11 protein-coding genes are annotated in these 13,689 nt (G+C 40.6%); 8 read left to right on the forward strand and 3 right to left on the reverse strand.

The window, feature by feature from the left end; translation table 11 throughout:
• Window positions 1-41 precede the first annotated feature (41 nt).
• Both NLX67_RS10080 and NLX67_RS10085 read right to left on the reverse strand, forming a co-directional pair.
• Complete coding sequence (locus NLX67_RS10080; RefSeq protein ID WP_254311637.1) at window positions 42-1,013, reverse strand: TIGR03571 family LLM class oxidoreductase; 972 nt, start codon at window positions 1,011-1,013, stop codon at window positions 42-44.
• A 22-nt stretch (window positions 1,014-1,035) separates the two neighbouring features.
• A complete protein-coding gene (locus NLX67_RS10085; protein ID WP_254311752.1) occupies window positions 1,036-1,356 on the reverse strand; it encodes an ArsR/SmtB family transcription factor in 321 nt (106 codons plus the stop codon).
• Window positions 1,357-1,597: 241 nt separating this feature from the next.
• Between NLX67_RS10085 and NLX67_RS10090 the strand changes: the two genes are divergently transcribed.
• Together NLX67_RS10090 and NLX67_RS10095 are read left to right on the forward strand one after the other, a co-directional pair.
• Window positions 1,598-3,313 (forward strand): methyl-accepting chemotaxis protein, encoded by a 1,716-nt coding sequence (locus NLX67_RS10090; RefSeq protein ID WP_254311638.1) that lies wholly within the window; start codon window positions 1,598-1,600, stop codon window positions 3,311-3,313.
• Window positions 3,314-3,688: 375 nt separating this feature from the next.
• Window positions 3,689-4,405, forward strand: a complete 717-nt coding sequence (locus tag NLX67_RS10095; protein WP_046180302.1) for an SDR family oxidoreductase — start codon at window positions 3,689-3,691, stop codon at window positions 4,403-4,405.
• A gap of 182 nt (window positions 4,406-4,587) precedes the next feature.
• Here the strand turns inward: NLX67_RS10095 and NLX67_RS10100 are convergent, their stop codons facing one another.
• A complete protein-coding gene (locus tag NLX67_RS10100; protein WP_046180301.1) occupies window positions 4,588-5,637 on the reverse strand; it encodes a tetraprenyl-beta-curcumene synthase family protein in 1,050 nt (349 codons plus the stop codon).
• Window positions 5,638-5,809: 172 nt separating this feature from the next.
• Here NLX67_RS10100 and NLX67_RS10105 point away from each other — a divergent pair, with 172 nt between their 5' ends.
• The 6 genes from NLX67_RS10105 (at window position 5,810) to NLX67_RS10130 (ending at window position 13,505) form a co-directional block, all read left to right on the forward strand.
• Window positions 5,810-5,998, forward strand: coding sequence for a hypothetical protein (locus tag NLX67_RS10105; protein ID WP_254311639.1), 189 nt, complete (start codon window positions 5,810-5,812; stop codon window positions 5,996-5,998).
• A 202-nt stretch (window positions 5,999-6,200) separates the two neighbouring features.
• Window positions 6,201-7,016: a TerC family protein gene (locus NLX67_RS10110; RefSeq protein WP_254311640.1), complete on the forward strand. Its 816-nt coding sequence runs from the start codon at window positions 6,201-6,203 to the stop codon at window positions 7,014-7,016.
• A 296-nt stretch (window positions 7,017-7,312) separates the two neighbouring features.
• The gene (locus NLX67_RS10115) at window positions 7,313-8,248 is read left to right on the forward strand and encodes an ABC transporter ATP-binding protein (RefSeq protein WP_254311641.1); all 936 of its coding nucleotides are present in this window, start codon (window positions 7,313-7,315) and stop codon (window positions 8,246-8,248) included.
• Window positions 8,245-9,762 (forward strand): osmoprotectant update ABC transporter permease/substrate-binding subunit OpuFB, encoded by a 1,518-nt coding sequence (opuFB, locus tag NLX67_RS10120; RefSeq protein ID WP_254311642.1) that lies wholly within the window; start codon window positions 8,245-8,247, stop codon window positions 9,760-9,762. Before NLX67_RS10115 ends, opuFB begins: the two co-directional genes overlap by 4 nt.
• 358 nt (window positions 9,763-10,120) lie before the next feature.
• Complete coding sequence (locus NLX67_RS10125; RefSeq protein ID WP_375143367.1) at window positions 10,121-12,853, forward strand: PAS domain-containing sensor histidine kinase; 2,733 nt, start codon at window positions 10,121-10,123, stop codon at window positions 12,851-12,853.
• Complete coding sequence (locus NLX67_RS10130; RefSeq protein WP_254311643.1) at window positions 12,846-13,505, forward strand: response regulator transcription factor; 660 nt, start codon at window positions 12,846-12,848, stop codon at window positions 13,503-13,505. The genes NLX67_RS10125 and NLX67_RS10130 overlap by 8 nt, the downstream gene beginning before the upstream one ends.
• Window positions 13,506-13,689: the final 184 nt, after the last annotated feature.

Genomic DNA, 13,689 nt, shown 5'->3' on the forward strand with positions numbered 1-13,689 from the left:
TTCCTAAAACATATATAATTTTCAACACTTCATCTTTCTCCTTACTTTTGCTCTTTTGCCGCATGTTTATGTGTGGGGAAGTAAGGTAAAACGTCCTCACCAAGCTCCTGAATAATATCCTCAGCCGGACGCTGGGCAAAGTACAAGACGAATGCCAGATGATTAACGCCTATTGTCTGAAAGTCCTGAAGCAGTTCGATTAAATAGTTGCGTCCAAGATGGAAACCCAGCGGGATTTTCACCGGTTGTTTATCGGGATTTTCCGATAAGTCGATAAATAAAGTCTGCGTAAAAGGCTTAAATTTTCCTGGTGCTTTTACATTTGTCAATCCACGATAATCCTGAATCAGCCTTGCTTGCTGCTTAATGTCTCTAGGATATTGAATCCATCCATCCCCATGTTCAGCAATCCACTCAATCGACTGGCTGCTGAAGCCTGTCGGCATGACCGGAATAGAAGAGTAAGGCTTCGGAAACATTCTCATCTCTCTGCCGTCAATGACGCCTGACCCCGAATGGATGGTCGGACTTTCTTCATGGAGTAATCGATCAAGAGTAGTGTAATTCTCATTAAATATAACGCCGCTTTTTTCTTTTGATACACCAAGAGCGAAGAAATCTTTTTCCCGGTCTCCAGAAGCGACCCCCATGATGAGACGTTCAGGAAACAATCGATCAATGGAGACGGCTTCCTTTGCGACTCGTACAGGATGGCGAAGGGGAAGGACGACGCTTGCTGTACCTAATGCGATTTGTTTTGTTTGTGCAGCCAGATACGTTAAATAAATCCAGATATCATACATTTGGCCATTATCATCAATCGCAAGGTTCTGCATCGTCACATCCCGCAGCCAAAGTGCTGAAAATCCAAAGTCTTCAATTTTTTTCGCCAGGTTCAATTGATTTTCCATGATCGGCGTCTTGCTCATTTTTGCAGTCGGCAGGACAAAGCCAAGTGTCATTTTGTTTTTTTGGTACATTCTTTGATAAGCACCATGTTCTAACAAGCTCATTTGGTTCCTCCCTCGCTATGTGTCATAGTTTTAACCCAATGTATTGGTCGAATTGCTTAATCATTTCTTCGTTTCTTCGATAATATGTCCATTGCCCGATTCTTTTCGTTTCCAGTAACCCGCTCTGCAGAAGGATGGATAAGTATTGAGAAGTCGTGGACTGGGAGGTGCCTGTTTTTTTATGAATATCACTTACACAAACGCCGCCTTCAAAATTTGCCTCTTTAATCACATGTGCCTGCGCTGAAAAGTTCGTTTCTGCATCCTTAAGCATTTGGAGAATGTTTAATCTTGTCTGATTAGAAAGAGCTTTAAAGATTTCAACTGCTTTTTCGTCATTCATCACGTGTAATTCCTGTTTCAAAATTGTCAGCACCCTTCTTCTTCAGTATGTCCAGAGATTTTAAAATAACCGTATGATAATATTCACATATCGACAAATAACGATATGCCGATATTATGCCTGTTTTATCAAAATGTCAAATAGTATAAACTTTTTATGTCCAGCCAAATAAATGCTAACAATGATGCGAAATTTGTCGATAAATAAATATGATAACAAAAAAAGAATGAGGTGCACAATTTTGAATTGGTTTTACAATTTAAAAACGTCGGTGAAATTAGTATCAGCGTTTGCAATTATGGCGATTATCGTCGGGTTAGTGGGTATCTTTGGTTTAACAAACTTAGGGAAAGTGAATGAACAGCTTACTTTCATGTATGATGAACGGGTTGTCCCAATCAGTGATTTGGGGCGTACTGAAACGAATTATCAGCGTATTCGTGTTAATATTCGCGATATGGTGTTTGTAGCAAAAACACCGGAGGAAAAGAAAGAGTTGGAGGATAGATTGAAGGAAATTCAAGCAGAAATTGATACCAGTATTGAAAAGTTTGAAAATACATATGTGGTAGAATCTGAACAACAGCTGCTTGATCAATTACATCCCGCATTAGAAGAATACTATGGCTATTTAGACGAAGCAAAAGGGTATGCTTACGCGAATGATACGGAAGCTTATCTTGCATTAGCGCCCACGTTTAAAGCAGCTGGTGATAACGTACAGGCTACTTTAAAGGAATTAATCCAATTAAATATAGAGCTTGGCGAAAAATCAAATGCAGAAGCGGACGCATTAGCAAATTCTGCTCACACAATAACGATGGCAATCATTGTATTAGCGATACTATTTAGTATTGGATTCGGATATTTCATCGCGCGAATCATTTCAAAACCATTAAATAATGTTGTGGCATTAGTGGAAAACGTGTCCAAAGGTGATTTAACGGAAACAACTGATATTGACACAAAAGATGAAGTAGGCGTATTAGCACAGTCAGTCAACAACATGATCATGAATTTAAGACAAACAGTAGGAAGCATTATTGTATCATCTGAAAATGTAGCTGCATCTTCACAAGAAATATCAGCTACGAGTGAGGAAATCGCAGGCAGTGCTTCTAATCAAGCCAATGACGCGCAGACCATCACAGAATTATTCCGGGATATTGCCAATAGCACCGAAAGTCAGGCCAATGATGCCCAGGTAATGAAAGAACAATTTAATGAGTTAAACGAGGCCATTAATTCCATCTCACAAAGTGCTGAAGAAACATCAACTCTTTCAGAAGGGATGCTTCAAGTCTCAAGTGAAGCGGGGAAAGTGGTTAAAACGTCTATGAATGGCATGAACCAAGTAAGTGCTCAAATGAGCCTGCTTGAGGAAGATGCGGAGAAAATTGGTCAGATTATTACTGTTATTAGCGGGATTGCGAATCAAACGAACCTTTTAGCCCTAAATGCGGCGATCGAAGCGGCACGTGCAGGAGAGCAAGGGAAGGGGTTTGCCGTAGTAGCAGATGAAGTACGGAAATTAGCAGAACAGAGCAGTACGGCGACAAAAGAAATAACGGGTATTATTAAAGGAATTCAAAACAATACAAAACAAAGTGTTATATATGTAAATGACGGAGTAAGTGCAACGAATGAGACAGAGAAAGCATTCGACTTTATTTCTGAGATGGTTCGCGAGTCAGTTACAAAGATAAATGAAATTGCAGCAGCCAGTGAACAGCAGTCCGCCCAATCAAGTGAAGTGATGCGTTCTATTGAGAGCATTGCAGCAGCCAGTGAGCAGCAGTCTGCTCAAACAGGGAATGTAATGCGTGCGATTGAAAGTATTGCTGGCGCCAGTGAAGAAGCAGCTGCAGCCAGTGAAGAAACGGCGGCAACAACCCAGTCCCTTGCAAGTCTTGCTGAGGATTTGAATCAAACAGTATCTGGCTTCAAACTAAAATAAACATACTAGTAATTTTCTTGGATTAATTGTTTTAATTAATTGAAAGGAACACTTACTATATATTACTTTTACACAAAAAGGACTGTCTATTTTTTCAGACAGTCCTTTTCTAATCCCAATTTAAGCGCTCGTATTGCACTATATGTATGAGGATGGGGTTGAGTACCATTACTGGACGTGTTCTTTTGTGAGAATTCGAAGAGGAATTTGGCCTATCGTTTTCTGAAACTGATGAGGATATGATGTGTCAGGTGCATTTTACTTTCATGAGAGAAAGATGAAGAGTAAGATGTAGTTTGAAAAAGAAATTTTATTTTAAGTATGCAGGCAGGTAACATGGTAAAACTAACGAAAACATAAAAGGGGATAATTTCTATGTCATTGAGTGCAAAACGTGTAGTTGTTGTTGGAGGTACTTCTGGTATTGGATTAGCTGCCGCGAAGGCCTTTCTTGATGAATCAGCACAGGTTATTATCGCAAGCAGATCTGCTTCAAAACTATCTGAGGCAAAAAGTGCGCTGGATGGAGATGTTGAAGCATATGAAATTGATTTTCGCAGTGAAGAGAAAGCAGCCCAATTTTTCAACAAGGTTGGGAAATTTGATCACTTGGTGATTACGGCGGGAGAGGGCGCAATGGGTTCATTCAGCGATTTGCCTGTTAAAGATGCAAAAGCTGCTTTTGACAGCAAGTTCTGGGGACAATATATTACCGTTCATGCAGCAATCCCGTTTTTGAATACTGGAGGATCTATTACGTTAACATCAGGTGTTTACGGCAAACGGCCTCCTGTTGGTGCTTCTACCTTAGCAGCTATTAATTCAGGTATTGAAGGATTGGTACGTGGCCTTGCAGTGGATTTGGCTCCGACACGAGTAAATGTTGTTTCACCTGGAATTGTAGACACACCTCTTTACGCCGGTATGCCGGCAGAACAGCGTGGGGAATTGTTTACTGGGATCGCGCAGCAGTTGCCAGTAGGACGTGTCGCAACATCTGAAGACATTGCAGAATCATATGTTTACTTGGCCAAAAATGGATTTACAACAGGCTCTGTTGTTCTCATTGATGGCGGCGCTCACTTGGTGTAATGATGGAGATTAAGCGATATCAAGCATGATTTATATGCATAAGTCTCTTATCATTTGAAGAAATAAAATTATTAAAAAAGAGTTATTCGGCAGCTTTACACCACGTAGAGCTGCCTTTCATTTTGAATACAGGCGTGATTGAACAGCGGGCGTTCACGGTTCATGAGCAAAACTATTTCCGCTTACGCTTGGCGATACACACGTTTATTTAGATAGAAAAATAGAGTAGATAAACCGCCAAAGCGGATAAATCGTTTGGCGGTTCGTTTTAGTTTCTTATCTTCTTGAACTTTCTTATCAGCTAGATAAATGGCGATAAGACCTTTGTTAATAAGTTGATGAAATTTCCAATCTGGCAAATTACGAATACTTAACTCGGCTTTTTCTTTGAAATATTTGATTCTTTGTACCATCTTTTCTTCATTTTCGTAGTAGAAGATAAAATTTAAATCATTCTCTTTCCGATCCTCTTCTTGATCAATGAAATAATCCAGCATAATATGGAGCCCCTGAACCCAAGGGAAATATCCATTTTTTATTGTGTTCACTTCTTCGGTTTTCAAAGAATTTGACGTGTAGGCAGCCAAACAAAAAATGCCTAATGTAGAACCTGCACAGGCTGAAAACTCATACCAAGTCATTGCAGATACTTCCTGCTTGTGCCGCGCAAACCAATTTTCTAATAATTCAACACGTTTATTTTTTTCGACGTGTTTGAAAACCTGTAAGTCGCAATAATACCTTGCTAATTGATGCATTGAATCTTGAGCACTTCGAAATCCAGGAAGGTCTTTTAAAATATTTTGACAGGTTAACACAAGAGAAGCCAAATACCCGCCATCATCTTGATTTTGCCGATATCGATAATAATTTACCGGTTCTTCTCCAGGGGTTAAGGCGTGCTGCATAGACTGATGAAGCATCCGGAAATCCCTTTCTTCCAAAGAGGTACTCCTATCACAAAGATTATCCAAGTAATCACTGATCGTTTGATAGGCCACAATAAATCGAATAATGTTTTTGCGCTCTTGTCCAGCAAGCAGTCCATAAACAGCCCCGCCTTCACAGTGGAAAGTCTTTTCTTTAATGCTGGAAAGAGCTTGTTTTCGTAATTCGTCATCCGGGATTTTGTCTGCCTTCACCTTCCACTCGTTTAAATAATGACGAGTGTCCGGAAGTACCTCCTGTTGTATTTTATACAACAATGTCCATGGTTTCGTTGGTACTTTCAAGTGCATACCCTCCTAAACTGAATTATTAACTTATTCGACTTTATAGAAGATACTCCTTCTTTTAAAATCCATACAGCGGAATGACAAGTAAGGTTTACAAAAGATTGTATGAAAAAAACTAGGACGGTTATCTTAATTATGAAACGTTTTTCATTAACTGGGAGGTATCGATATGCAATCAAAAGCAGCCGTTACATTTGGAAAAGGTGAACCATTTCAAATTACAGAAATTTCAATCGATGACCCTAAACCAGGTGAGGTTTTAGTCCGCCTTGTTGCGTCGGGAATTTGTCATAATGAAGCTATCGCAGATTCTAAAAAGGGGACAACTCTTAAGGCAATTATGAAATTTAGTTCATAAGATTTAAATGATGAACAAGAAAAGATTCCTGCAAAAGAAAAAATACCGATTTATTATTGGTTCATAAATAAATCGGTATTTTTTATCATGAAGTACTTGCTGCCACTTATGTTTATTTTCTTTGAAATAAGGTCACACAGCTAAAGAAACCTTTTTTATTTCCGATAAAAGAGGTATTCACTATGTAAAAGGAGTTGGTTTTATGGATGTTGCCTTATTATTAGAGTACGGTTGGGTTCTGATCATTTTAATCGGGCTGGAAGGAATATTAGCTGCAGATAACGCGCTTGTTATTGCCACAATGGTGAAGCATTTACCGCCCGAGCAAAGAAAGAAAGCTTTATTTTATGGGCTTGCTGGAGCGTTTGTTTTTAGGTTTGGCTCCTTGTTTATTATTTCTTATTTGGTTCACATTTGGCAGGTGCAGGCAATTGGCGCTCTGTATTTGTTTGGTATTGCTCTTTATCATTTAGTAAAGAAGTTTGTGTTAAAAAGCCATTTAAAGAAAGAAGAAAAGGAAAAAAAGGGGTCTGGTTTTTGGATGACCGTCATCAAGGTGGAGCTGGCAGACATTGCATTTGCCGTTGATGCGATTCTGGCCGCTGTGGCATTAGCTATTACGCTTCCGGGGACAAACCTGCCGACAATCGGCGGGCTGGATGGCGGTCATTTTACGATCGTACTTGCCGGTGGAATCATTGGACTTGTTATTATGAGATTTGCGGCAGGGTATTTTGTTGTTTTGCTAGACCGGAAGCCCGGGCTCGAAACAGCCGCATTTCTTGTGGTTGCGTGGGTAGGGGTGAAACTCGGCGTTTATGCCTTATCTCATCCAGAGCTGGCCATTATCTCGGAAGGCTTCGGCAAAGGAACAACATGGAAAATGATTTTCTGGTCTGTCCTTCTCCTGATCGGTGTAGGAGGCTGGTTTCTTTCGAAAGATAAACCGCCTAATGATCTGAAAGAAAAAGAAGAAAACGAAGAAGTATTAAAAGAAACCAACATATTAAAAAAATAAAAGAAAAACAACGATTATTTAAAAGTTCATACGTGATTAGTATGAAAAAAAGAAAAAGACGAATACTAAAATTTTTAAAAAGCTTATAGACCGCTGACAATATGGGCTGAGTCTATAAGCTGATTTTTTTATTAGGCTTATTCCGACTTATAGTTCCACTTCGTTTAGAATTGTTCTATTATTGACTTGATAGCAGCCACTTAAATAAGGTGGTTCTTTTTGACGCGAAAATGTACCAGATAAGCATAGGAGTGATTTCAAAAGGGTAAAAAGGGATAGGAATGGAGTGTGATAATATGATTCAGTTTGACCAGGTGGAAAAGAAATACCCGGATGGCACCCAAGCGGTCCAACAACTTGACTTAATCATTAAAAAAGGAGAATTTTTCATTTTAATTGGGCCAAGCGGCTGTGGGAAAACGACAACGCTGAAAATGATCAACCGGCTTATTCCGATATCTGAGGGCACGCTGCGGATTGACGGTAAAAAAATCAGTGAATTTGATATTCACGAACTTCGCTGGAATATCGGATACGTCCTGCAGCAAATCGCCCTGTTTCCGCATATGACGATTGCTGAAAACATTGCGGTCGTTCCAGAGATGCGCAAGTGGAACCGCTCAAAAATCAGCCGCCGTGTCGATGAGCTGCTTGAAATGGTCGGTCTTGATCCTTTCGTTTATCGAAACCGGAAACCGTCTGAGCTCTCGGGTGGACAGCAACAGCGAATAGGCGTTATCCGGGCGCTTGCAGCCGATCCGGAAGTGATTTTAATGGATGAGCCCTTTAGTGCGCTTGACCCGATCAGCCGGGAAAAGCTGCAGGATGACCTTTTAGAGCTGCAGCGCAAAATTCAAAAAACCATTGTGTTCGTGACACATGACATGAAAGAAGCCATCAAGCTCGGTGACCGTCTTTGTGTAATGAAAGATGGCAAGGTTGTCCAGATCGGTACGCCCGAAGAAATTATCGAACACCCGGCGAATGATTTTGTGAAAAGCTTTATTGGTTCGCATGACCGGATAGAAGGCAGAAAAGTAAAAGAAGTAGTGGTGCAATTTCCAATTGAACTAAAAGAAGGACGGACGATTTCTGCAGGCGCACCGATTAGCAAAGCGCTCCAGCTGTTAGCGGAAACGGACGTCCTAATCATCGAAGAAAATGGACAGCCCATTGGCTCTGTGACGAGGGAGACCATTATTCAGTTTCTTGCCGGGGAGGTGCGGGCATGAATGGGCTGACGACCGTTTTTTCCGAGCGGAAAGAAGAATTACTCGCAGCACTTCTTGAACATATTCAAATTTCATTTATTGCTCTTTTTTTCGCGGTTTTAATCGCGATTCCACTCGGCATTTATTTAACGAGAAAGCAAAAAGCGGCGGAAAGCATTATCGGGATTACAGCCGTTATGCAGACGATCCCGTCTTTGGCGCTTCTTGGTTTGCTTATTCCTCTTTTCGGCATTGGAAAGGTTCCCGCTATTATCGCGCTTGTTGTCTATGCATTGCTGCCGATTTTGCGTAATACATACACGGGTATTAAAGAAGTTGATCCTTCTTTAATTGAAGCGGCACGGGGAATGGGGATGAACCAACAACGCCGGCTTATGAAGGTGGAGCTGCCACTGGCAATGCCGGTGATTATGGCGGGAATTCGAACAGCCATGGTGCTGATTGTCGGCACGGCGACACTTGCCGCCTTAATCGGCGCCGGCGGTCTCGGTGATATTATTTTACTTGGTATTGACCGCAACAATACAGCGCTTATCGTTCTTGGAGCGATTCCGGCTGCGCTGCTGGCGATTTCGTTTGATATTCTATTACGCCGATTTGAGACTCTTTCCTTTAAAAAAGCGGGGGCGATGCTTGGCATTTTGCTTGCTGTCTCACTGCTTGTCATCGTAGGACCGTTTTTCGGAAGGCAGGATAAAGAAATTGTCATTGGAGCAAAACTTGGCACGGAGCCGGAAATTTTAATCAACATGTATAAATTGTTGATTGAGCAGGACACGGATCTTTCGGTTGAGTTAAAGCCGGGACTTGGCAAAACGTCATTTGTCTTTAACGCGCTTGATTCTGGCAGCATTGATCTGTATCCGGAGTTTACGGGAACTGCCATTTCGGAATTTTTAAAAGAAACGGCCGAAAGCACTGATTCCCGAGCTGTGTATGAGCAGGCGAGAGACGGCATGAGCGAGCAATTTGACATGACTATGCTTGAGCCGATGCAATATAATAACACATATGCACTTGCGATTCCAACCGCTTTAGCAGAGCAACATGACATTCAGACGATTACAGATATAAAGCAAATTGAAAGCCAGATTAAGGCTGGCTTTACACTTGAATTTTCAGACAGGGAAGATGGTTATCTCGGCATTCAAGAATCGTACGGCATTGATTTCCCATCTGTCGTCACAATGGAGCCGAAGCTGCGCTATCAGGCGCTTCAAAGCGGAGACATCAACCTCATTGATGCATATTCAACAGACAGTGAGCTGCAAGTGTATGACTTAACCGTTTTAGAAGATGATCAAAACTTATTCCCGCCATACCAAGGCGCGCCTCTTTTAATGGAGGAAACGGCAGAAGAATACCCGGAGCTGGTTGAATCGTTGAATAAGCTCGCCGGCAAAATTACCGACGATGAAATGCGTGCGATGAACTATCAAGTCAATGCGGAAAGTAAAAGTGTTGAAGCAACAGCACGTGAATTTTTAGAAAAAGAAGGTCTCCTGCAGGAGTAAACAGTAAATACTGATTGAAAAAAATGCAAGGATACAGTACAGAATGAAAAGCTGCGCAAGACAATCCTGGCGCAGCTTTTTTGTTTATAAACGCATTTTAATCTGCACGAACTCATCGGTCATCCGCTAAATACTCTACTATGGACAATTGCCAAGAAAGACACTTTCAGAAATATTTACCAACTCTATAAAAAAGAAAAAAAATAGCTTTACTTTTTCGCTATGTTATAACATTAAACCGATATATTTAAATCTAATAAAGATTGGACGGAATTATTGTGCTATGAGCGAATTTGGCTACTTTGCAATATGTATATTATTTTTAATAGGGATAACAATGATCGGGAGAATGAGAAGTTTGGAAAATCAAAAAAGGCTGGGAATGCTTAACGAGGAGTTGTTGGAGAGTAAACAACAATTGCAAACTGTTTTCAATAATATTGATGTAGCGGTTTGGTGCTATGATGGGCGTTCTCAAAAAATACCTTATACGTCAAAAGGGATGAAGAAGATTACAGGGTATCCATCGGAACAATTTATAGATCGGGAATCTTGGAAAACAATCATTCATCCTGATGATGTATCCATTTTCGAAGCCTCATCAAGAGATAACAGAAATGGTATTTCGCGTATTAGTGAATATCGAATTATTCATGCCGATGGCCATATCCGATGGGTTCAAAATAGGATTACACCAACGATGGATCAATCTGGAAAGGTCATCCGGCTGGACGGGGTTATTATTGATATCACATCAAGAAAAAAGACAGAAGAGGCGTTAGATAGAAGTGAGCAGCGGTATAAATCCTTATTTGAATATAATTCTGATGTCATCTGTGAAATGGATCTAAATGGGACTATTCTCGATGTTAATCCAATTGGTGAAAGAATAACAGGACAGACTGCTCTTGAAAAAGATAAAGGGATTTCCTGGCCAGACTTCTTTCCTGCTGAAGATAAACAACGCGCTAGGGAACATTTTGAAAAAGCAAAGCAGGGCCAGCCGCAAAACTACGAGATTACCACCTATCACGACAATAAGAAAAACGTGTACTGGGATATTCACGTTATTCCGATTTATATTAATGACAAAATTGAAGGGGTCTTTACAATTGGCAGAGATATCACTTCAAAAAAAATGATGGAAAAAGCACTTGTGGAAAGCGATGCCAAAAATCGTTTCATTATTGAAAACATAGCCGATTTAAACGGCGTCTTAGACCCAGATGGTACAATACGTTATGCTTTTAGAAAAGGAGCAGGATTTTATAGTGAAGGTGTAGAGGGTGTTTCACTATTTCAATTTATTGACCCAGAAGATCTTAGTTATGTTCAAGAAATATTTTCTAACTTGGCGGAGAAAAAAATCAACCAGCTGTTTCAATTTCGATTTGTTCATGCGGAAGGCTATTCTGTATTGGTAGAATGCATGGCGGCGCCTGTTCTTAATCATGACGGGGAAGTTGAAAGTATTGTAGCTGTCGCAAGGGACCTGACGGAAAAAGGACTAATGGAAAAGGGATTGAAAGAAAGTGAAGAGCTGAACCGGCTTCTTGTTGAACTTTCACCGGAAGCGATTATTTTTCATTATGATTATAAATGTATTTATATTAATTCAGCTGCTCTTGTATTTATTGGCGCTTCAAGTGCAGAAGATATTATAGGACGGTCTATCTTTGATTTTATTCACCCCGATTTTCAAAAAATGGCGAATTCCCACTTGAAAGGAGTATACGAGCAGCAAACCGGTACGTCTCTTCTTGAACTTAAAATGATCCGCAAAGACCAAACGGTTATAGATGCAGAAGCCATCATTACCCCGATTTCATTCATGGGCAAAAACGCCGGTTTCTCGCTAATTCGCGATGTAACAAAACAAAAAAAAATGGAAGAAGAAAGGAATCGCGCGGAACAAAAAATTCGAGAAAGTGAAGAACGCTATTCCTCCTTACAGACAAGCCTGGACCGCTTTTCGCATGATCTTTTTGGGATTATGAAGGTATCTGAACTTAATCGCCGTTTTGTAAAAGAAGTGCAGAACGTGATTAAAATAAAACATGTCAGTGTCATTGAAGTACAGGAGGATAAGACATTTATAACAAAAAGCGGCAATTCCGATCTACAACAAGAACTGCAGGGGGATATTGGAACACTTCCGATAAGTAATCTTCCAGTAAACGAACTTATCGAAACATTAAACGGCTACGTATTAAAAATTGGTGAAATTAGTGGGAAAAACTATTTGCTTTACATTGGGGGAAAACCTGAATCTTTAACGTTCTCATCAAAGAAAGTGTGGCTTAAGACGGTAAGCCGGTATATTAACGTTTTATATGACAATTTCCGGCTGATTGAAGATTTAACAAAGGAACTGGATACGATCACATCTAATCAAATGGCTCCCGCCTGGCTTTTGCGCCTATTATTTAAACTGTCTGAAAATGAAAGAAAGCATTTGTCTCAGGATTTGCATGATTCTGCGCTGCAAGAACAGATTATCTGGTATCGGAAGCTTGATCATCTGTCGACAGATCCACTTATTCCCCCACAGGTGCGGGAACAGCTGCAGCAAATTATGCAGGGCTTATTAGATGTCATTTATCAAATACGCATAACGTGCAATGAATTGCGGCCGCCTATGCTTAAAGAGGAGGGGCTTGTTTCATCCTTGGAGGCGTTATTTGAATTTACTCAATTGCGGTCTAATTATTCTATTCAGTTTGATAAGGCCCAGTTTCATCATACGCTGACGGACGATTTATTAATTGGCTTATATCGTATCGCCCAAGAGCTTTTAGCGAACGCCACGAAGCATTCCGGTGCAGCAGAAGTTCACATCACACTTGCGAGCTATCCCGATCGAATTAAATTGGTCTACCGAGATGATGGAATCGGAATGGATGTAAAAGGGATAGAAGACTCCTTTAGCAGTATGGGGGTATATGGAATGAAAGAGCGAGTGCGCAGTATGGACGGGAAAATTGACTTCCATTCCCTGCCTAATAAAGGGCTCACCATTTCCATTTCACTGCCATCACTTTTAGGAGGGGCCCACACCACTCTTACCCAAGGAGGGTTCGATCATGATTGAGATTTTACTGGTTGACGATCATCCAACCGTTATGGAAGGTACAAAAATGCTCCTGGAACAGGAAGAGGATATAAAAGTGTCTTTGGCGTATTCGGGCAATCAAGCACTCGAGATGGCAAGTACGCAGCAATTTGACATTATGTTATTCGATTTGCATATGCCGGACATTAATGGAATTGACCTTACAAAGCAAGTATTAACCCTGAAGCCAAATGCAGTCATCTTAATTTACAGCGGCTTTGAATTTAAAAACCATTTTAACCTGCTAATTGAATCTGGTGTATCCGGCTTCGTGCAGAAAACAGTTAATAAAGAACAGCTTGTCAGAACCGTTCGGTATGCTTTGAAGGGTGAAGTAATTTTGCCGCTTTCTTTAGTAAAACAACTGAGAAGAACCACTCTTCATGTGCCGGATGTAAAAAAAGAAATTGATGTGCAGGCGATAAGTAACAAAGAATATAAGATATTAAGAGAAATATCCAAAGGAAGGAGCAATAAAGAAATTGCGGATAGTTTATTAATGAGCCAACGTTCATTAGAATACAGCTTAACGAATATTTTTCAGAAATTAAATGTGAAATCGCGTATTGAGGCAGCAATGAAGGCTAAGGAAACCGGACTATTATCTGACCAGGACATTTCCCCGCTTTAACATTCATGGGGCCTTCAAAACAGATATTGCTTTTAACAGCATGCTCTCCCGTGCGCCAGCTTGGTGGTGCGGGATTTTTAACCGCTTTTTATCATTCTTCAAAAATCGACAAAAACTGCGCGGTACCGCAAAAAGAATTGCGCCATCCCGCCAATGATTTTCGGTTACGAAAGTCCTGTGTCAA

This window comes from Domibacillus sp. A3M-37 (genome assembly GCF_024213455.1).
Taxonomy (GTDB): Bacteria; Bacillota; Bacilli; order Bacillales; family Domibacillaceae; genus Domibacillus; species Domibacillus tundrae.

What these genes read in the sequence shown, in the direction of transcription:
- NLX67_RS10130 (WP_254311643.1), top strand. Translation starts at nt 12,846, where the DNA reads ATGATTGAGATTTTACTGGTTGACGATCATCCAACCGTTATGGAAGGT.
- NLX67_RS10095 (WP_046180302.1), top strand. Translation starts at nt 3,689, where the DNA reads ATGTCATTGAGTGCAAAACGTGTAGTTGTTGTTGGAGGTACTTCTGGT.
- NLX67_RS10110 (WP_254311640.1), top strand. Translation starts at nt 6,201, where the DNA reads ATGGATGTTGCCTTATTATTAGAGTACGGTTGGGTTCTGATCATTTTA.
- NLX67_RS10085 (WP_254311752.1), bottom strand. Translation starts at nt 1,356, where the DNA reads ATGAATGACGAAAAAGCAGTTGAAATCTTTAAAGCTCTTTCTAATCAG.
- NLX67_RS10080 (WP_254311637.1), bottom strand. Translation starts at nt 1,013, where the DNA reads ATGAGCTTGTTAGAACATGGTGCTTATCAAAGAATGTACCAAAAAAAC.
- opuFB (WP_254311642.1), top strand. Translation starts at nt 8,245, where the DNA reads ATGAATGGGCTGACGACCGTTTTTTCCGAGCGGAAAGAAGAATTACTC.
- NLX67_RS10105 (WP_254311639.1), top strand. Translation starts at nt 5,810, where the DNA reads ATGCAATCAAAAGCAGCCGTTACATTTGGAAAAGGTGAACCATTTCAA.
- NLX67_RS10115 (WP_254311641.1), top strand. Translation starts at nt 7,313, where the DNA reads ATGATTCAGTTTGACCAGGTGGAAAAGAAATACCCGGATGGCACCCAA.